General features: G+C 65.6%; 15 protein-coding genes. 12 read left to right on the forward strand and 3 right to left on the reverse strand.

Features of this window, described 5'->3' with window-relative positions; translation table 11 throughout:
* Positions 1–24: 24 nt before the first annotated feature.
* From sucD to QW863_RS10780, 6 genes are all read left to right on the forward strand, one after another.
* On the forward strand, positions 25–909 hold the full coding sequence (gene sucD / locus QW863_RS10755; RefSeq protein ID WP_172184319.1) for a succinate--CoA ligase subunit alpha: 885 nt from the start codon (positions 25–27) through the stop codon (positions 907–909).
* A 139-nt stretch (positions 910–1,048) separates the two neighbouring features.
* Positions 1,049–4,006, forward strand: coding sequence for a 2-oxoglutarate dehydrogenase E1 component (locus QW863_RS10760; protein ID WP_315715926.1), 2,958 nt, complete (start codon positions 1,049–1,051; stop codon positions 4,004–4,006).
* 137 nt (positions 4,007–4,143) lie between these two features.
* Positions 4,144–5,382 carry a 2-oxoglutarate dehydrogenase complex dihydrolipoyllysine-residue succinyltransferase gene (gene odhB, locus QW863_RS10765; protein WP_315715927.1) on the forward strand — a complete coding sequence of 413 codons (1,239 nt, stop codon included), beginning with the start codon at positions 4,144–4,146 and terminating at the stop codon, positions 5,380–5,382.
* Between the two features lie 68 nt (positions 5,383–5,450).
* A complete protein-coding gene (locus QW863_RS10770; protein ID WP_315715928.1) occupies positions 5,451–6,197 on the forward strand; it encodes an SDR family oxidoreductase in 747 nt (248 codons plus the stop codon).
* Between the two features lie 45 nt (positions 6,198–6,242).
* Positions 6,243–7,646, forward strand: coding sequence for a dihydrolipoyl dehydrogenase (gene lpdA / locus QW863_RS10775; RefSeq protein WP_315715929.1), 1,404 nt, complete (start codon positions 6,243–6,245; stop codon positions 7,644–7,646).
* 129 nt (positions 7,647–7,775) lie between these two features.
* Positions 7,776–8,306, forward strand: a complete 531-nt coding sequence (locus tag QW863_RS10780; protein ID WP_315715930.1) for a hypothetical protein — start codon at positions 7,776–7,778, stop codon at positions 8,304–8,306.
* A 40-nt stretch (positions 8,307–8,346) separates the two neighbouring features.
* Here the strand turns inward: QW863_RS10780 and QW863_RS10785 are convergent, their stop codons facing one another.
* Together QW863_RS10785 and QW863_RS10790 are read right to left on the reverse strand one after the other, a co-directional pair.
* A complete protein-coding gene (locus QW863_RS10785; RefSeq protein WP_315715931.1) occupies positions 8,347–8,937 on the reverse strand; it encodes a DUF4337 domain-containing protein in 591 nt (196 codons plus the stop codon).
* Positions 8,938–9,019: 82 nt separating this feature from the next.
* A complete protein-coding gene (locus QW863_RS10790) occupies positions 9,020–9,922 on the reverse strand; it encodes a tyrosine recombinase XerC (protein WP_315716184.1) in 903 nt (300 codons plus the stop codon).
* 316 nt (positions 9,923–10,238) lie between these two features.
* Here QW863_RS10790 and QW863_RS10795 point away from each other — a divergent pair, with 316 nt between their 5' ends.
* Entirely contained in the window at positions 10,239–12,449 is a 2,211-nt protein-coding gene (locus tag QW863_RS10795) for a primosomal protein N' (protein WP_315715932.1), read from the forward strand.
* Positions 12,450–12,561: 112 nt separating this feature from the next.
* Here QW863_RS10795 and QW863_RS10800 read toward each other — a convergent pair whose 3' ends face one another.
* Entirely contained in the window at positions 12,562–13,110 is a 549-nt protein-coding gene (locus QW863_RS10800) for a septal ring lytic transglycosylase RlpA family protein (RefSeq protein WP_315715933.1), read from the reverse strand.
* 649 nt (positions 13,111–13,759) lie between these two features.
* Here QW863_RS10800 and QW863_RS10805 point away from each other — a divergent pair.
* The 5 genes from QW863_RS10805 (at position 13,760) to QW863_RS10825 (ending at position 18,929) form a co-directional block, all read left to right on the forward strand.
* Entirely contained in the window at positions 13,760–14,320 is a 561-nt protein-coding gene (locus QW863_RS10805) for a F0F1 ATP synthase subunit delta (protein WP_315715934.1), read from the forward strand.
* A complete protein-coding gene (atpA, locus tag QW863_RS10810) occupies positions 14,320–15,852 on the forward strand; it encodes a F0F1 ATP synthase subunit alpha (RefSeq protein WP_315715935.1) in 1,533 nt (510 codons plus the stop codon). The genes QW863_RS10805 and atpA overlap by 1 nt, the downstream gene beginning before the upstream one ends.
* 155 nt (positions 15,853–16,007) lie before the next feature.
* Positions 16,008–16,886 carry a F0F1 ATP synthase subunit gamma gene (locus tag QW863_RS10815; RefSeq protein WP_315715936.1) on the forward strand — a complete coding sequence of 293 codons (879 nt, stop codon included), beginning with the start codon at positions 16,008–16,010 and terminating at the stop codon, positions 16,884–16,886.
* 95 nt (positions 16,887–16,981) lie between these two features.
* Positions 16,982–18,424 carry a F0F1 ATP synthase subunit beta gene (atpD, locus tag QW863_RS10820; RefSeq protein ID WP_315715937.1) on the forward strand — a complete coding sequence of 481 codons (1,443 nt, stop codon included), beginning with the start codon at positions 16,982–16,984 and terminating at the stop codon, positions 18,422–18,424.
* A gap of 97 nt (positions 18,425–18,521) precedes the next feature.
* Positions 18,522–18,929: a F0F1 ATP synthase subunit epsilon gene (locus QW863_RS10825; RefSeq protein ID WP_315715938.1), complete on the forward strand. Its 408-nt coding sequence runs from the start codon at positions 18,522–18,524 to the stop codon at positions 18,927–18,929.
* The last annotated feature ends 71 nt before the right edge of the window (positions 18,930–19,000 follow it).

Here is a 19,000-nt window from a genome sequence, read left to right on the forward strand (position 1 = left end):
CGCAACGCTTTTAGAGAAAGCACGATGTCCATCCTCATCGACAAGAACACCAAGGTCATCTGCCAGGGCTTCACTGGCAAGAACGGCACCTTCCACTCCGAGGCGGCGATCGCCTATGGCACCAAGATGGTCGGCGGCACGTCGCCGGGCAAAGGCGGCTCGACCCACCTCGGCCTGCCCGTGTTCGACACCGTCAAGGAGGCCCGCGAGGCCACCGGGGCCGACGCCTCGGTGATCTACGTCCCGCCGCCGGGCGCCGCCGACGCGATCTGCGAGGCGATCGACGCCGAGGTCCCGCTGATCGTCTGCATCACCGAGGGCATCCCGGTGCTGGACATGGTCCGCGTCAAGCGCTCGCTGCAGGGCTCCAAGTCGCGCCTGATCGGGCCGAACTGCCCGGGCGTCATGACCGCCGGCGAGTGCAAGATCGGCATCATGCCGGCCAACATCTTCAAGCCCGGTTCGGTCGGCATCGTGTCGCGCTCCGGCACGCTGACCTACGAGGCGGTGTTCCAGACCACCTCGGAAGGTCTCGGCCAGACAACGGCGGTCGGCATCGGCGGTGATCCGGTCAAGGGCACCGAGTTCATCGACATGCTCGAGATGTTCCTGGCTGACCCCAAGACCACCTCGATCATCATGATCGGTGAGATCGGTGGCTCGGCCGAGGAGGACGCGGCGCAGTTCATCAAGGACGAAGCCAAGCGCGGTCGCAAGAAACCGATGGTGGGATTCATCGCTGGCGTCACCGCGCCTCCCGGCCGTCGCATGGGTCATGCCGGCGCGATCATCTCCGGCGGCAAGGGCGATGCCGGCTCGAAGACGGCCGCGATGGAAGCGGCTGGTATTACCGTGTCGCCGTCGCCTGCGCGGCTCGGAAAGACGCTTGTCGAAAAGTTGAAATCCTGATTCAGGACTTAGTGCTTTTCGGCGCGAATATTTACAATAAATAAGGTAAACGGTCCTAACCCGAGCCTGATCCGCGTCCCCCGCGGGTCAGGCATTGCGCCGTTTTGATTGGGCGCATCGAAATTACCAGGACGCCACCATGTCTCGCCAAGATGCGAACGCCGCCTTCGCCCTGTCGTCTTTTCTGCAGGGCACCAATGCCACCTACATCGATGAGATCTACGCCCGCTACGAGAAGGATCCCGCTTCGGTCGACCCGGAATGGCAGGAGTTCTTCAAGAGCCTGAAGGATGCGCCGGCCGACGTGCAGAAGAATGCGTCGGGCCCCTCCTGGGCGCGCAGCAACTGGCCGGTCTCCCCCCGGGACGAATTGACCTCGGCGCTGGACGGCAATTGGGCCGTCGTCGAGAAGAAGGTCGGCGAGAAGATTGCGCAGAAGGCTCAGGCCAAGGGCGTCGAATTGTCGGCGGCCGACGTCAACCAGGCCACCCGCGACTCCGTCCGGGCGTTGATGCTGATCCGCGCCTACCGCATGCGCGGCCACTTCCACGCCAAGCTCGATCCGCTCGGCATCGAGGCGCCGCGCAACCGCGAGGAGCTGGACCCGCGCTCCTACGGTTTCACCGAGGCCGACTACGACCGCAAGATCTTCCTCGATCACGTGCTCGGCCTCGAATATGGCAGCTTGCGCGAGATCGTCGCGATCTGCGAGCGCACCTATTGCCAGACGCTTGGCGTCGAGTTCATGCACATCACGAACGCGGCGCAGAAGGCCTGGATCCAGGAGCGCATCGAGGGGCCGGACAAGGAGATCTCGTTCACCCGCGAGGGTCGTCGCGCCATCCTGACCAAGCTGATCGAGGCCGAGGGCTTCGAGAAGTTCTGCGACGTCAAGTTCACCGGCACCAAGCGCTTCGGTCTCGACGGCGGCGAGTCGCTGATCCCGGCGCTAGAGCAGATCATCAAGCGTGGCGGCAATCTCGGTGTGAAGGAGATCGTGCTCGGCATGCCGCATCGCGGCCGCCTCAACGTGCTGACCCAGGTCATGGGCAAGCCGCATCGCGCGCTGTTCCACGAGTTCAAGGGCGGCTCGGCCAATCCCGACGCGGTCGAAGGCTCCGGCGACGTCAAGTACCACCTCGGCGCCTCCTCGGACCGCGAGTTCGACGGCAATCGCATCCATCTGTCGCTGACCGCCAACCCCTCGCATCTCGAGATCGTCGACCCCGTGGTGCTCGGCAAGGTCCGCGCCAAGCAGGACCAGCACGGCGATCCGCCCGACATGCGCATCTCGGTGCTGCCGCTCTTGATGCATGGCGACGCGGCGTTCGCCGGCCAGGGCGTGGTGGCGGAGTGCTTCGCGCTATCGGATCTGAAAGGCTACCGGACCGGTGGCTCGATTCATTTCATCGTCAACAACCAGATCGGCTTCACGACCTATCCGCGCTATTCGCGCTCGTCGCCCTACCCGTCCGATGTCGCCAAGATGATCGACGCGCCGATCTTCCACGTGAACGGTGACGATCCGGAAGCCGTCGTGTTCGCGGCCAAGGTCGCGACCGAGTTCCGGCAGAAGTTCCACAAGCCGGTCGTCATCGACATGTTCTGCTACCGCAGGCATGGCCACAACGAAGGTGACGAGCCGGCTTTCACCCAGCCGGTGATGTACAAGAAGATCGCCGGCCATCCGTCGACCTTGGAGATCTACTCCAAGCGGCTGGTCGCCGAAGGCGTGATGACCGAGGGCGAGGTCGACAAGGCCAAGGCCGACTGGCGCGCCCGTCTCGACGCCGAGTTCGAGGCCGGCACGAGCTATCGTCCGAACAAGGCCGACTGGCTCGACGGCAAGTGGGCGGGTTTCAAGTCCGCCGACCAGGAGGAGGAGGCGCGCCGCGGCGTCACCGGCGTCGAGATCGACCGCCTCAAGGAGATCGGCCGCAAGATCACCAAGGTGCCGGACGGCTTCCGCCTGCATCGGACGATCCAGCGTTTCCTCGAGAACCGCGCCAAGGCGATCGAGAGCGGCATCGGGCTCGACTGGGCGACCGGCGAGGCGCTGGCGTACTGCTCGCTGCTGCTCGAAGGCCACAAGGTTCGCCTCTCCGGCCAGGACAGCGAGCGCGGCACCTTCTCGCAGCGCCATTCGGTGCTGATCGATCAGGAGGACGAGAGCCGCTACACGCCGTTCAACCATCTGGCTCCGGAGCAGGGCCACTTCGAGGTCATCAACTCGCTGCTGTCCGAAGAAGCCGTGCTCGGCTTCGAATACGGCTATTCGCTCGCAGAGCCGACCGCGCTGACCCTGTGGGAGGCGCAGTTCGGCGACTTCGCCAACGGCGCTCAGGTGTTGTTCGACCAGTTCATCTCGTCGGGCGAGCGCAAATGGTTGCGCATGTCCGGCCTGGTCTGCCTGCTGCCGCACGGCTATGAGGGCCAGGGCCCCGAGCATTCCTCGGCACGCCTCGAGCGCTATCTGCAGATGTGCGCCGAGGACAACATGCAGGTGGTCTATCCGACCACGCCGGCAAACTACTTCCACGTGCTGCGCCGGCAGCTGCATCGCGAGATCCGCAAGCCGCTGATCGTGATGACGCCGAAATCGCTGCTGCGCCACAAGCGCGCGGTGTCGCGGCTCGAGGAGCTCGCCAAGGGCACCACGTTCCACCGCATCCTGTACGATGACGCCCAGATGCAGGCGGACGACAAGACCAAGCTGGTGCCGGACGACCAGATCCGCCGCATCGTGCTGTGCTCGGGCAAGGTGTATTACGATCTCTACGACGAGCGCGAGAAGCGCGGGCTCAACGACGTCTACCTGATGCGCGTCGAGCAGCTCTATCCGGTGCCACTCAAGGCGCTGGTCGCCGAGCTCGGCCGCTTCAAGAACGCAGAAGTCGTGTGGTGTCAGGAAGAGCCGCGCAACATGGGCGCGTGGCACTTCATCGAGCCGTATCTCGAGTGGGTGCTGAACCAGACCGGCGGCAAGAGCAAGCGTCCGCGCTATGCCGGCCGTGCTGCGTCGGCCGCGACCGCCACGGGCCTGATGTCCAAGCATCTCGCCCAGTTGAAGGCGCTGCTCGACGAAGCCCTGAACTGAACCTGCCTTTTTTGACGCGCCCCGCAATCTGCGGGGCGCAAGTACATCGCGTTGATCGTCCGTCCCGCATCGCTTGCTCGCCGCAAGGCGATGGCGGACCGGCTTTATGACCGCACGGGTTATTGAGGATAAAGACCATGACTGAAATTCGCGTTCCGACGCTGGGTGAATCCGTCACCGAAGCCACCATCGGCCGCTGGTTCAAGAAGGCAGGCGACGCCGTGGCGGTCGACGAGCCCCTCGTCGAGCTCGAGACCGACAAGGTCACGATCGAGGTGCCCGCGCCTTCGGCCGGCACCTTGGGCGAGATCATCGCCAAGGATGGCGAGACGGTCGCCGTCGGCGCGCTGCTCGGCCAGATCACGGATGGCGCCGTGGCTGCCAAGCCCGCCGCTGCTGCTCCGGCTCCGGCGAAGCCGGCTGCCGCTGCGCCGCCGGCTGCGGCTCCCGCCCCTGCCAAGGCGCTGCCCGCCGATACCCCGCAGGCGCCGTCGGTTCGCAAGCTCTCGGCCGAGAGCGGCGTCGATGCGACCACCGTGCCGGGCTCCGGCAAGGACGGCCGCGTCACCAAGGGCGACATGCTGGCCGCCATCGAGCGCGCAGCGTCCGCGCCGACCCCGGTCAATCAGCCCGCCGCCTCGGTCCAGGTGCGTGCGCCGTCGCCGGCCGACGACGCCGCGCGCGAGGAGCGCGTGAAGATGACGCGGCTGCGCCAGACCATCGCGCGCCGCCTCAAGGACGTGCAGAACACCGCGGCGATGCTGACGACCTTCAACGAGGTCGACATGACCAACGTCATGGCGCTGCGCAGCCAGTACAAGGACGTGTTCGAGAAGAAGCACGGCTCCAAGCTCGGCTTCATGGGCTTCTTCACCAAGGCCGTGGTGCAGGCGCTCAAGGACATCCCGGCGGTCAACGCCGAGATCGACGGCACCGACCTGATCTACAAGAACTACTATCACATCGGCGTCGCCGTCGGCACCGACAAGGGCCTGGTCGTGCCCGTCGTGCGCGACTGCGACCACAAGTCGATCGCCGACATCGAGAAGGGCATCGCCGATTTCGGCCGCCGCGCCCGTGACGGCCAGCTCAAGATCGACGAGATGCAGGGCGGCACCTTCACCATCACCAATGGCGGCATCTACGGCTCCCTGATGTCGACCCCGATCCTGAACGCGCCGCAGTCCGGCATCCTCGGCATGCACAAGATCCAGGAGCGCCCGGTGGTGGTCGGCGGCAAGATCGAAGTCCGCCCGATGATGTATCTGGCGCTGTCCTACGATCACCGCGTCATCGACGGCAAGGAAGCCGTGACGTTCCTGGTGCGCGTCAAGGAAAGCCTGGAGGATCCAGCACGGCTCGTGCTGGATCTCTGAGGGCACGCGACGACTTGAAGACATGAGGCGCGCTTCATGAGCGCGCCTCAGACCTAACGGGGGCCATCATGACCGACAGGGTTGCAGTGATCACCGGCGGCAGCCGCGGCATCGGCCGCGCCACCGCCATCGCCGCCGCATCGCGCGGCTTCAAGATCGTGGTCGGCTACGCCTCCAACGAGGCCGCGGCACAGAGCACGGTGGCCGCGATCGAGGCCAAGAACGGCAAGGCCATCGCAGTCAAATGCGACGTCGGCCGCGAGCACGACATCCTCGCTCTGTTCAAGGCGGCGGACAAGTTCGGCACGCTCGGCGCGCTCATCAACAATGCCGGCATCGTCGGTCCGACCACGCGCGTCGACGAGATGAGCGCGGAGCGCATCGAGCGTTTGATGGCGGTCAACGTCACCGGCAGCATCCTGTGCGCACGTGAGGCGGTGAAGCGCATGTCGACGCGGCATGGCGGACAGGGCGGCGTGATCATCAACCTGTCCTCGGTCGCCGCCAAGCTCGGCTCGCCGAATACCTACGTCGATTATGCGGCGTCGAAGGGCGCGATCGATTCCTTCACCGTCGGCCTCGGTCATGAGGTCGCCAATGAAGGCATCCGCGTCGCCGCCATTCGCCCAGGGCTGATCGACACCGATATCCACGCCTCCGGCGGCGAGCCCGATCGCGCCCATCGTCTCGCCCCGCTGGTGCCGATGAAGCGCGTCGGCACCGCGGAGGAAATCGCCAATGCCATCGTCTGGCTGCTGTCGGACGAGGCTTCCTATGTCACTTCGGCCATTCTCGACGTGTCGGGCGGACGCTGACGACCGTCGCTATCTCTGACTTGCAAGCTTACGGAACATTCGATCATGGCATCCTACGATCTCGTCGTCATCGGCACCGGACCCGGTGGTTATGTCTGCGCCATCCGCGCAGCACAGCTCGGCATGAAGGTGGCCGTGGTCGAGAAGAACGCCACCCTCGGCGGCACCTGTCTCAATGTCGGCTGCATGCCGTCGAAGGCGCTGCTGCACGCCTCGGAGCTGTTCGAGGAAGCCGGGCACTCCTTCGCCAAGATGGGCATCAAGGTGCCCCAGCCCGAGATCGATCTGCCGGCGATGATGAACTTCAAGCAGCAGGGCATCGACGGCAACGTCAAGGGCGTCGAGTTCCTGATGAAGAAGAACAAGATCGACGTGCTCGTGGGCAAGGGCAAGATCCTCGGCACCGGCAAACTGCAGGTCACCGGCAATGACGGCGCCGTGCAGACCGTCGAGACCAAGAACATCGTGATCGCGACGGGCTCGGACATCGCGCGGCTCAAGGGCATCGAGATCGATGAGAAGCGCATCGTGTCCTCGACCGGAGCTCTGTCGCTGGACAAGGTGCCTTCGACGCTCTTGGTGGTCGGCGCCGGCGTGATCGGGCTCGAACTCGGCTCGGTGTGGCGCCGCCTCGGCGCCAAGGTCACCGTGGTCGAATTCCTCGACCGCATCCTGCCCGGCATGGATGGCGAGATCGCAAAACAGTTTCAGCGCATCCTCGAGAAGCAGGGTTTTGCGTTCAAGCTCGGCGCCAAGGTGACCGGTGTCGACACCTCTGGCACGACGCTCTCGGCCATGATCGAGCCGGCGGCCGGCGGCGCGGCCGAGAAGATCGAAGCCGACGTGGTGCTCGTGGCGATCGGCCGCGTGCCCTACACCGAGGGACTCGGGCTGCAGGAAGCGGGCGTCGCGCTCGACAACCGCGGCCGCGTCCAGATCGACCATCATTTCGCGACCAGCGTGCCCGGTGTCTACGCCATCGGCGACGTCGTTGCAGGGCCGATGCTCGCGCACAAGGCGGAGGACGAGGGCGTCGCGGTGGCCGAGATCCTCGCGGGCCAGGCCGGGCACGTGAACTACGACGTCATTCCAGGCGTGGTCTACACGACGCCCGAAGTGGCCTCCGTCGGCAAGACCGAGGACGAGCTGAAGCAGGCCGGCGTCGCCTATACCGTCGGGAAGTTTCCGTTTACCGCGAATGGCCGTTCCAAGGTCAACCAGACCACTGACGGTTTCGTGAAGATCCTAGCCGATGCGAAGACGGATCGCGTGCTCGGCGCCCATATCATCGGCCGCGAGGCCGGGGAAATCATTCACGAGGCCGCCGTATTGATGGAGTTCGGTGGCTCTGCCGAGGATCTCGCGCGCACCTGCCACGCGCATCCGACACGGTCGGAGGCCGTGAAGGAAGCCGCGCTTGCGGTGGGTAAGCGGGCCATCCATATGTGATGGACGCCCGGAGGCGCCTTCGGTGGGTGCGACAAAACGCCCGCTTTTGACGCTGAACCGAACGGCAAGGCGCGAGGTCGTATCGTCATAGCGGCCTCAACCCGCGAGGCCTGGCGGAGATGGAGTCCGATGCTGCGCCGCCTGCTTCAGCCGTTCTGGGTTCTGCTTGCGATCATCTTCCTGATCGAAGCCTGGCTGTGGGACCATCTCGAGCCGATCGTGGCGCGCATCGTCGCCGCGATACCGCTGCGTAGCTTCAAGCACTGGCTGGCCGCGCGCATCGAGACCCTGTCGCCGGCGCTGACCCTGATCGTCTTCGTCGTGCCGGTCGTGCTGCTGTTTCCGCTCAAGCTGATCGGCATGTGGCTTTTGATGCACCAGCAGTGGAAGTTTGCGCTGGCCACGATCGTGTTCGGCAAGATCGTCGGTGTCGGCGTCACCGCCTTCATCTTCGATGTGACGCGCAGCAAGCTGCTGCAGATGTCCTGGTTCGCGTGGCTCTACGAGGCCGTGCTCGCGCTGCGCAGGAAAGCCGCGGCGCTGGTCGATCCTATCAAGCAGCGCATCCGCGAGATCATCCACGGCAATGCCGATGGCTGGTCATCGCGCGTGCTGCGCGTGATCATGCGCTTCCGCAGGAGCGTGCAGCAGGCGCGGTAGTGGTGGTCGCGACGTCGCAAGCCAGTTGCTGTCGCTGACCTCAGTGCAGATGCAAGAGATGCGGCTGGAACAGGCCGAGCAGCGTCATGGCAATACCGATCAGCGCGAGCCCTCCGGAGGCCCAGGCCAGAACGATCATTCCCGTGATGATCGTCGCCGACGCCAGCACGATGCCGATCTGGAAGGCAGCCGACGCCAGCTCATAGTGGTGGTACTTCGCCGTCGCCTCGTCGCGCTCATGCTCGGCATGCTTGGCGCGCTCCGCCAACTGCTCGCTGCCTTCGCCGGTCTCGGGCTCGGAGCGATAGCGCGCGGCATTCTTCTGCCAATCGTCGATCTGCTTCTGCAACGCCGCCTTGGCCGCCTCGTCAGGCAGCGCCGGCAAGCTCAGTTTGCCCTGCTCGGCGGCGGTCTGCACCACGGTGCGGCGAACGGTCTTGGCCTGGAAGAAGGCCCAGAGATTCGAGGCCTCGACGTTCTTGCTGATCGATTCGGTCTGCGCGCCCTTGCCGAGCGTTTCGGACAGGGCCAGGAACAGGGCGATGACGGCGATCAGCAGCGCGATCTTCTTGTTTTCGCCGGACGCATGCTCGGCATGCTCCGCATGCTCCATGCTCTCATGTGCGCTCATCTGTTCCCCTCCGGATCAAGCTGCCAAGACGATTGCCGGAACCGGGGGGACAGCGCAAGCGAAACGATATGAACGAAAAATGTCACCGTCGCGGATGCGCTGACGCGTAGACCTGCAGCAGGCGCTCCGAATCGATGCCGGTATAGATCTGCGTCGTCGACAGCGAGGCGTGGCCGAGCAGCTCCTGGATCGCGCGCAGATCGCCGCCGCGCGACAACAGGTGCGTCGCGAAGGAATGGCGCAGCGCGTGCGGCGTGGCGCTGTCCGGCAGGCCCAGCGCGCCGCGCAGCCGCTCCATCGCGAGCTGGATGATGCGCGGGCTCAACGGACCGCCCTTGGCGCCGAGAAACATCGGCCCCTCCGCAGGCAGCGGGTACGGGCAAAGCCTGGCATACTCGTCGATCAGCTGCAGCACGTTCTGCAGCACCGGCACCATCCGGGTCTTGTTGCCCTTGCCGGTCACCACCAGCACGTCGCCTTCGCCGGGGCGCGGCACTTCGCGGCGTTTCAGCCCGAGCGCCTCGGAGATGCGCAGGCCGGAGCCATACAGCAGCGCCATCACCGCGGCGTCGCGTGCCAGCACCCAGGTCTCGCGGGTCTCGCCGGCGCGCTCGTCGGCATCGGCGAGGCGCTTGGCGGCGTCCATCGGCAGCGGCTTCGGCAGGCTCTTGGCGATCTTTGGCGCGCGGATTCCTGAGAGGGCGCCGACCTTGCCCTTGCCCTCGCGCTCCAGAAAGCGCCCGAACGAGCGCAGGCCCGCCAAGGATCGCATCAGGGAACGTCCGGCGATGTCGTCGGCGCGGCGCATCGCCATGAAAGCGCGGATGTCGGCGGCCTCCAGCCCCGCGAAGCGCACCAGCGTCACCGGCTCGCCCCAATGGATGCAGAGGAATTGCAGGCACTGCCGGAGGTCGCGGGCATAAGCCTCCACGGTCTTCGGAGATAGCCGGCGCTCGCTACGCAGATGCGCCAGCCACTGCATCATGGCCTGGACGACGCCCTCGTCGGCGCCGAGGAGGGCGGTGGCCTCAGACTCTTCGTCCGTGTCCGCGTGAGTCGGCTCTGTTTGCTTTGTCATGGCGTCCGTGCCCACGGATGGGTCGCTGTGAAGCGTTGTCGATCGCCGCGAACTCGGTTTGCGCCTCTCCCCGCAAGATCGGGAAGAGGGAGTGCAATGGCGCTCGCGGGAACAGCTCGATCTCATCTCGTCGAGTCATGTATATCGCACTGTCGTCCTTTACCGTTCGCTAACTTTGCCGGACGGCTTTCGCTTCAGCCAGAGCAAGGCTATCTCCGCCCTCATGGACCGCGCGACCGACCTCTTTCCAGGTGCAGCCAGCACGACCGGCGTGGTCGACGTGCTGGTTCCGGTCGCGCTCGACCACACCTATTCCTACCGCGTGCCGCGCGGCATGGATCTGAAGCCGGGCGATATCGTCGGCGTGCCGCTCGGGCCGCGCGAGGTACTGGCGGTGGTGTGGGCGGAGAATGCCAATCCGGATCCGCGGCTGCACAACCGGCTCAAGGACGTCAGCGAGAAGCTCGAGGTGCCGCCCCTCAAGCCGGAGCTGCGCTCGCTGGTCGACTGGGTCGCGAATTACACGCTGTCGCCGCGTGGCATGGTGCTGCGGATGTGCCTGCGCATGGGCGAGCATCTTGGCCCGGAGCGTGTCCGGCTCGGCGTCCGCCTGGTCGGCGAGCCGCCCAAGCGGCTGACGCCGGCGCGGCGGCGGGTCATCGAGGCGGTGTCAGACGGTCTGCTGCATGGAAAGTCCGACCTCGTCCGCGAGATCGGCGTCTCCAGCAGCGTGATCGACGGCCTGGTCGACGAGAGGACCCTCACGGTCGAGGCGATGCCGCGTGCGCTGCCGCCGCCGGCGCCCGATCCGTCGTTCGCGCAGCCCGAGTTCTTCGACGCGCAGCTGGCCGGCGTCGCGGCGATGCGGGCGCTGGCCGCCGATGGCGGCTTCCAGGTCGCGCTGCTCGACGGCGTCACCGGCTCCGGCAAGACCGAAGTCTATTTCGAGGCGGTCGCCGAGACCGTCCGCCGCGGCCGGCAGTCGCTGATCCTGATGCCTGAGATTTCGCTCACCGGCCAGTTCCTCGACCGCTTCTCGCGCCGCTTCGGCGTGCGGCCGCTGGAATGGCATTCCGAGCTGACCCCGCGCACGCGCCAGCGCAACTGGGCGGCGATCGCCGCCGGCGAGGCGCCGGTCGTGGTCGGCGCCCGCTCGGCGTTGTTCCTGCCCTATGCCGATCTCGGCCTGATCGTCGTCGATGAGGAGCACGATCAGGCCTACAAGCAGGACGAGGGCGCGCATTACCACGCCCGCGACATGGCGGTGGTGCGCGGCCACATCGCCAAATTTCCGGTGGTGCTGGCCTCGGCCACCCCCTCGGTCGAGACCGAGGTCAATGCTCGCAAGGGCCGCTATCAGCGCGTCGCGCTGCCGTCGCGGTTCGGCGGCCAGCACATGCCGCATATCGAGGCCATTGATCTCCGGCGCGAGCCGCCGCCGCGCGGCCGCTACATCTCGCCGCGGCTGGCGGGTGAGATCCGCACCGCGATCGAGCGCGGCGAGCAGGCGCTGCTGTTCCTGAACCGCCGCGGCTATGCGCCGCTGACCCTGTGCCGCGCCTGCGGCCATCGCTTCGCCTGCACCATCTGCGACGCGTGGCTGGTCGATCATCGTTTCCGTCAGCGGCTGGTCTGTCACCATTGCGGGTTCTCGATGCCGCGGCCGCCGACCTGCCCGCATTGCGCGGCCGAGGAATCGCTGGTCGCGGTGGGGCCCGGCGTGGAGCGGCTGCAGGAGGAGGCGGCGGCGCTGTTTCCTGAGGCGCGCAGCATGGTGCTGTCGAGCGACCTGATCACCTCGATCGAAACCATGCGCGCCGAGCTGACCGAGATCGCCGAAGGCCGCGTCGACCTCATCATCGGCACCCAGCTCGTCGCCAAGGGCCACAACTTTCCGCGGCTCAATCTGGTCGGGGTGGTCGATGCCGATCTCGGCCTCGGCAATGGCGATCCGCGCGCCGCCGAGCGCACCTGGCAGCTCTTGAACCAGGTGATCGGCCGCGCCGGCCGCGAGCAGGGGCGGGGTCGCGGCTATCTGCAGACCCACCAGCCCGAGCACCCCGTCATGAAGGCGCTGGTCGCCTGCGACCGCGAGGCGTTCTACACCAGCGAGATCGACGCGCGCGAGCGCACCGGCTATCCGCCGTTCGGCAGGCTGGCGAGCCTGATCATCTCGGCGGGGGATCGGCCTACTGCCGAAGGCTTCGCCCGCCGGCTGGTCGCGTCAGCGCCGCGTGAGGAGGGCGTGCTGCTGCTCGGCCCGGCTGAGGCGCCGCTCGCGGTGATCAAGGGCCGCTACCGCTTCCGGCTGCTGCTCAAGTCGGCGCGCAATTTCGACCTGTCGGATTATCTGCGCCACTGGCTGGCGCATGCCGAGAAGCCCAAGGGCAATCTCAAGCTCGAGGTCGACGTCGACCCGCAGAGCTTCTTGTAGCGCTCTCTCCACCGTCATTGCGAGCGCAGCGAAGCAATCCAGGGCCGGGTTGGGACTCTGGATTGCTTCGTCGCTTCGCTCCTCGCAATGACGCGCGGAAAGATCGGGTATCTTACGACACGACTTCGGCGGTGACGCGGCCGACGCCGGCGCGGGTCAGGCCGATGGCGCGGGCTGCGCCGGTCGACAGGTCGAGCACCCGGCCGCGGATGAACGGGCCGCGGTCGTTGACGGTGACGATGACGCTGTTGCCGCCATGGGTTACGCGCAGCTTGGTGCCGAACGGCAGCGAGCGGTGAGCGCAGGTCATCGCGTTGGCGTTCATGCGCTGGCCGGAGGCGGTGCGGCTGCCGGACTCGTTGCCGTAGTACGACGCCATGCCGGAGAAAGTGCGGCCGGTGCCGGACGACGGCGTGACCGCTGCGTTGGAGTTCATCCACGAGGAGCCGTTGGACGACCATCCGTTCGAAAACGAGTCGGCCGCGGGCTGAGCAGCATGGCGCGCCATGTGATGATGGTGGTGGCGAGCGTGGTGATGGTGGTGCCTGGACCGGGCCGAGGCTTCGGTGGCGCTGCCGCCGACGATCAGCGTCACGGCAACGGCGAGCGCGGTGCGCGAGCCGGCGATCTTGCCAGCCGAGAGGTTCTTCAGTTTCAGCATCTATGTCCCTCGAACAGTATTGCCGCGTTCTGCGGCCAGTGGACCCCCGTCAGGTGTTGAGGCGCGCGCCGTTTGGTGGGGCAATGAGGCGTGAATGGGGCAGTAGAAATTGTTCCGCTCTGATCGAAACATCTTGCATCGCGGTCTACTCATCACGGAAAATTCCGTAATCCACCGCGTTAACGGTTTATTAACGATCAAATACTTCAAAATACTGTTGAGTTAAGTTCTCACTTAGGATGCCAAGATGTCAGCAAGTAATGTCGGTGCGGGCTGGTCGGCGGCCGCCGGGCACCGCCGACGGGAGTCAAGGCCAAACCAGCATGGCGGCCATGCAGCAACAGCTGGAACCTTGCGCTGAGTGACTGGTATCGGGGGCGGGCGCGCGCGGGCGGCCATCAAGCGAGTCCGTTGGACCGCGCGTAGGCTCCGACCGCGGCGCGGCAACAAGGTGCCGAATAGCGGGCCGCCGCTTGTTGCGGCTGCGCGTACGCTATGTTAGCAAAGCGCCGCTTTTCGTGATCAAGCTGCTCTCGCGGCGATCGAAAATCAAAGTCCTGCTTGAATTCCAAGGGCTTAGCTGGTTTGCGCCGCAGCGGCGCGCCGGTGTCCCTCTTGTGGGTTGGGCGCATATAAAAAGAGCACGTCTGTGGCTGCTGAAGATCCCTCCGTATCCGGTGTGTCCGGTCGTTACGCGACGGCCCTGTTTGAACTGGCCCGTGACGAAAAGTCCGTCGATGCGGTCAAGGCCGATCTCGACAGGTTCAATGCCCTCCTCGATGAGAGCGCCGATCTCAAGCGCCTCGTCCGCAGTCCGGTGTTCGGTGCGGACGTGCAGCTCAAGGCGCTGAATGCCGTGCTGGACAAGGCCGGCATCGCCGGTGTCGCCGCCAACGTGCTGCGCGTGCTGACCGCCAACCGCCGCCTGTTCGCGGTGACCGACGTGATCCGCGCCTTCAACGCGCTGGTCGCCAAATACAAGGGAGAGGCCACGGCCGACGTCGTCGTCGCCGAGCCGCTCTCCGACAAGAATCTCGACGCCTTGAAGGCCTCACTGAAGACGGTGACCGGCAAGGACGTCGCGCTCAACGTGAAAGTCGATCCAGCGATTATCGGCGGGCTCGTCGTCAAGCTCGGCAGCCGCATGATCGATAGTTCGCTTCGCACCAAACTCAACTCGATCAAGCACGCGATGAAAGAGGCAGGCTGATGGACATCCGCGCCGCGGAAATTTCCGCGATCCTCAAGGACCAGATCAAGAATTTCGGGCAGGAAGCCGAAGTCACCGAAGTCGGACAGGTGCTGTCCGTCGGTGACGGTATCGCCCGCGTCTACGGTCTCGACAACGTCCAGGCCGGCGAGATGGTCGAGTTCGAGAACGGCACCCGCGGCATGGCGCTGAACCTCGAGACCGACAATGTCGGCGTCGTCATCTTCGGCGCCGACCGCGAGATCAAGGAAGGCCAGACCGTCAAGCGCACCCGCGCCATCGTCGACGCTCCGGTCGGCAAGGGTCTGCTCGGCCGCGTCGTTGACGCGCTCGGCAATCCGATCGACGGCAAGGGCCCGATCCAGGCCACCGAGCGCAAGCGCGTCGACGTCAAGGCCCCCGGCATCATTCCGCGCAAGTCGGTGAACGAGCCGATGTCGACCGGCCTCAAGGCGATCGACGCCCTGATCCCGGTCGGCCGTGGTCAGCGCGAGCTGATCATCGGTGACCGTCAGACCGGCAAGACCGCGATCGCGCTCGACACCATCTTGAACCAGAAGCCGCTGAACGTCGCTGGCGCTCCCGAGAGCCAGAAGCTGTACTGCGTCTATGTCGCGATCGGCCAGAAGCGCTCCACCGTCGCTCAGTTCGTGAAGGTGCTCGAAGAGCAGGGCGCGCTGGAGTATTCGATCGTCATCGCCGCCACCGCGTCCGATCCGGCCCCGATGCAATATCTGGCCCCGTTCACCGGCTGCACCATGGGCGAGTACTTCCGCGACAACGGCATGCACGCCGTCATCATCTATGACGATCTGTCGAAGCAGGCCGTCGCCTATCGCCAGATGTCGCTGCTGCTGCGCCGTCCGCCGGGCCGCGAGGCCTATCCGGGCGACGTGTTCTATCTGCACTCCCGCCTGCTCGAGCGCGCCGCCAAGCTCAGCAAGGACCATGGTCTGGGGTCGCTGACCGCGTTGCCCGTCATCGAGACCCAGGCCAACGACGTGTCGGCCTACATTCCGACCAACGTCATTTCGATCACCGACGGCCAGATCTTCCTGGAGACCGATCTGTTCTTCCAGGGCATCCGTCCCGCCGTGAACGTCGGTCTGTCGGTGTCGCGCGTCGGCTCCTCGGCCCAGACCAAGGCGATGAAGAAGGTCGCCGGCAAGATCAAGGGCGAGCTGGCGCAGTACCGCGAGATGGCGGCCTTCGCGCAGTTCGGCTCCGACTTGGACGCCTCGACCCAGCGCCTGCTCAATCGCGGCGCGCGCCTGACCGAGCTCCTGAAGCAGCCGCAGTTCTCGCCGCTGAAGATGGAAGAGCAGGTCTGCGTGATCTGGGCCGGCACCAACGGCTATCTCGATCCGCTGCCGCTCAACAAGGTGCGCGCCTTCGAGGACGGCCTGCTGTCGCTGCTGCGCGGCAAGAATGCCGACCTGCTCAACGCGATCCGCGACAGCAAGGATCTGTCCGACGACAGCGCCGCCAAGCTGAAGGCGGTTGTCGAGGGCTTCGCCAAGACCTTCGCCTGATCGCGAGGTCGTGGCCGGCTCCGGCCGGCGATCCACGCCCTTCGGGGTGGGACAACGTGACATCTCATGCCCGGCGCCAGGCCGGGCATGACCAATCTCAGGGTTGAGCGGTCGGGTCTTCAACGGATCGGCCGCCGGGGTGAGCTAGACGAACAATGGCGTCACTGAAAGACATGCGGGTCCGCATCGCCTCGACCAAGGCGACGCAGAAGATCACCAAGGCCATGCAGATGGTCGCCGCCTCCAAGCTGCGCCGCGCGCAGCAGGCGGCCGAAGCGGCGCGTCCCTATGCCGAGAAGATGGACGCCGTGATCTCCAACATCGCGAGCGCCACCATCGCCTCCGCCGGCGGCCCGAAGCTGTTGGCGGGCACCGGTCGCGATCAGGTGCACCTGCTGCTGGTCTGCACCGGCGAGCGCGGCCTGTCTGGCGCGTTCAACTCCTCGATCGTCCGCCTGGCGCGCGAGCGTGCGCTCGCCCTGATGAACCAGGGCAAGGAGGTGAAGTTCTTCTGCGTTGGCCGCAAGGGTTATGAGCAGCTTCGCCGCCAGTTCGACAAGCAGATCGTCGAGCACATGGACCTGCGCTCCGTGCGCCAGATCGGCTTCGCCAATGCCGACGAGATCGCCAAGAAGGTGATTGCCCGCTTCGAGGCCGGCGAATTCGACGTCTGCACCCTGTTCTACTCGCGCTTCCGCTCGGTGATCGCGCAGATCCCGACCGCTCAGCAGATCATTCCGCTGGTGGTCGAAGCGCGCCCGGCCAATGCGGCGCCGCTGGCGCCTTACGAATACGAGCCGGAAGAGGACGAGATCCTGGCTGGATTGCTGCCGCGCAATCTCGCGGTGCAGATCTTCCGCGCACTGCTCGAAAACAACGCCTCGTTCTACGGTGCGCAGATGTCGGCCATGGACAACGCCACGCGCAACGCCGGCGAGATGATCCGCAAGCAGACGCTGATCTACAACCGCACGCGTCAGGCGATGATCACCAAGGAACTGATCGAAATCATTTCGGGCGCCGAGGCGGTCTAGCCGGATCGCGCAGCGCCCGTTGAAGCGCAACCCAGGAACATATCCCGGTCGAGCCGACCGTGGTTTCGTATACGGATCGTAAGGAGAGACACTCAATGGCTACCGCAGCCAACCAGATCGGTCGCATCACCCAGGTCATCGGCGCCGTCGTCGACGTGCAGTTCGAAGGTCACCTGCCGGCCATTCTCAATTCGCTCGAAACCAAGAACGCCGGCAACCGCCTGGTGCTCGAAGTGGCCCAGCATCTCGGCGAATCCACCGTGCGCACCATCGCGATGGACACCACCGAAGGTCTGGTCCGCGGCCAGGAGGTGACCGACACCGGTTCGCCGATCCAGGTGCCGGTGGGCGTCGGCACGCTCGGCCGCATCATGAACGTGATCGGCGAGCCGATCGACGAGGCCGGTCCGGTCGAGGCCGAGGGCCTGCGTCCGATCCACGCGGACGCGCCGAGCTACACCGACCAGTCGACCGAAGCCGAGATTCTCGTCACCGGCATCAAGGTCGTCGACCTCTTGGCTCCCTACGCCAAGGGCGGCAAGATCGGTCTGTTCGGCGGCGCCGGCGTCGGCAAGACCGTGCTGATCCAGGAGCTCATCAACAACGTCGCCAAGGCGCACGGTGGTTATTCGGTGTTCGCCGGCGTCGGCGAGCGTACCCGTGAAGGCAACGACCTCTATCACGAGTTCATCGAATCCAAGGTCAACGCCGATCCGCACAATCCCGATCCGAGCGTCAAGTCGAAGTGCGCGCTGGTGTTCGGCCAGATGAACGAGCCGCCCGGCGCCCGCGCCCGCGTCGGCCTGACCGGCCTCACCGTCGCCGAGCACTTCCGCGACCAGGGCCAGGACGTGCTGTTCTTCGTCGACAACATCTTCCGGTTCACCCAGGCCGGCTCGGAAGTGTCGGCGCTGCTCGGCCGCATCCCCTCGGCGGTGGGTTATCAGCCGACGCTCGCCACCGACATGGGCGCGCTGCAGGAGCGCATCACCACCACCAACAAGGGCTCGATCACCTCGGTGCAGGCCATCTACGTGCCGGCCGACGACTTGACCGACCCGGCGCCGGCGACCTCGTTCGCGCATTTGGACGCCACCACCGTGCTCAACCGCGCGATCTCGGAAAAGGGCATCTACCCGGCGGTGGACCCGCTCGACTCGACCTCGCGCATGCTCTCCCCGCTGGTCGTCGGCGAGGAGCACTATCAGACCGCGCGTCAGGTCCAGCAGATTCTGCAGCGCTACAAGTCGCTGCAGGATATCATCGCCATCCTGGGCATGGACGAGCTGTCGGAAGAGGACAAGCTGACCGTGGCCCGCGCCCGCAAGATCGAGCGCTTCCTGTCGCAGCCGTTCCACGTCGCCGAAATCTTCACGGGATCGCCGGGCAAGTTCGTCGACCTCGCCGACACCATCAAGGGCTTCAAGGGCCTGTGTGAAGGCAAGTACGACCACCTGCCGGAGGCCGCCTTCTACATGGTCGGCAACATCGACGAGGCGGTCGAGAAGGGCAAGAAGCTGGCCGCCGAGGCGGCCTAAGGGCGATTAGCGGATAAGGAGTAGCGAATAGACGAGCTGTTCGCTGCTTCCTCCTTCACTACTCGCCATTCGCTATTCGCTATTCGCAGGTTTCCCAATGGCTACTTTCCATTTCGATCTCGTCTCGCCGGAAAAGATCGCCTTCTCGGGCGAGGTCGACCAGGTCGACGTTCCCGGCCAGGAGGGTGATTTCGGCGTGCTCGCCGGGCATGCGCCGTTCGTGGCGACGCTGCGGCCGGGTATCCTGACGGTGACATCAGGCGGATCGCAGCAGAAGATCATCGTGCTCGGCGGCCTTGCCGAGATCTCGGACAAGGGTCTGACGGTTCTCGCCGACGTCGCCACGTCGCTGAAGGAGCTCGACCAGACAGCTTTCGCGGCCGAGATCGCCGGCATGGAATCCAAGCTGAACGAGAAGCAAGGCAACGAGCTCGATCGCGCGATCGAGCGGCTCGATCACTTCAAGACGATCCAGCAGCAGCTCAATACGACTGCGCTGCATTGATCCCACCGCACGACGTATGAATGAACGTTCATGGCCGGGCTCTGCCCGGCCATTTTCGTTTGGGGCTCGAA

The organism is Bradyrhizobium sp. SZCCHNR1017, assembly GCF_032381375.1.
Lineage (GTDB): Bacteria > Pseudomonadota > Alphaproteobacteria > Rhizobiales > Xanthobacteraceae > Bradyrhizobium.

Excerpts from the sequence above, each read along its gene's own strand:
- sucD (WP_172184319.1), top strand. The coding sequence starts at position 25 with ATGTCCATCCTCATCGACAAGAACACCAAGGTCATCTGCCAGGGCTTC.
- QW863_RS10760 (WP_315715926.1), top strand. The coding sequence starts at position 1,049 with ATGTCTCGCCAAGATGCGAACGCCGCCTTCGCCCTGTCGTCTTTTCTG.
- odhB (WP_315715927.1), top strand. The coding sequence starts at position 4,144 with ATGACTGAAATTCGCGTTCCGACGCTGGGTGAATCCGTCACCGAAGCC.
- QW863_RS10770 (WP_315715928.1), top strand. The coding sequence starts at position 5,451 with ATGACCGACAGGGTTGCAGTGATCACCGGCGGCAGCCGCGGCATCGGC.
- lpdA (WP_315715929.1), top strand. The coding sequence starts at position 6,243 with ATGGCATCCTACGATCTCGTCGTCATCGGCACCGGACCCGGTGGTTAT.
- QW863_RS10780 (WP_315715930.1), top strand. The coding sequence starts at position 7,776 with ATGCTGCGCCGCCTGCTTCAGCCGTTCTGGGTTCTGCTTGCGATCATC.
- QW863_RS10785 (WP_315715931.1), bottom strand. The coding sequence starts at position 8,937 with ATGAGCGCACATGAGAGCATGGAGCATGCGGAGCATGCCGAGCATGCG.
- QW863_RS10790 (WP_315716184.1), bottom strand. The coding sequence starts at position 9,922 with ATGATGCAGTGGCTGGCGCATCTGCGTAGCGAGCGCCGGCTATCTCCG.
- QW863_RS10795 (WP_315715932.1), top strand. The coding sequence starts at position 10,239 with ATGGACCGCGCGACCGACCTCTTTCCAGGTGCAGCCAGCACGACCGGC.
- QW863_RS10800 (WP_315715933.1), bottom strand. The coding sequence starts at position 13,110 with ATGCTGAAACTGAAGAACCTCTCGGCTGGCAAGATCGCCGGCTCGCGC.
- atpA (WP_315715935.1), top strand. The coding sequence starts at position 14,320 with ATGGACATCCGCGCCGCGGAAATTTCCGCGATCCTCAAGGACCAGATC.
- QW863_RS10815 (WP_315715936.1), top strand. The coding sequence starts at position 16,008 with ATGGCGTCACTGAAAGACATGCGGGTCCGCATCGCCTCGACCAAGGCG.
- atpD (WP_315715937.1), top strand. The coding sequence starts at position 16,982 with ATGGCTACCGCAGCCAACCAGATCGGTCGCATCACCCAGGTCATCGGC.
- QW863_RS10825 (WP_315715938.1), top strand. The coding sequence starts at position 18,522 with ATGGCTACTTTCCATTTCGATCTCGTCTCGCCGGAAAAGATCGCCTTC.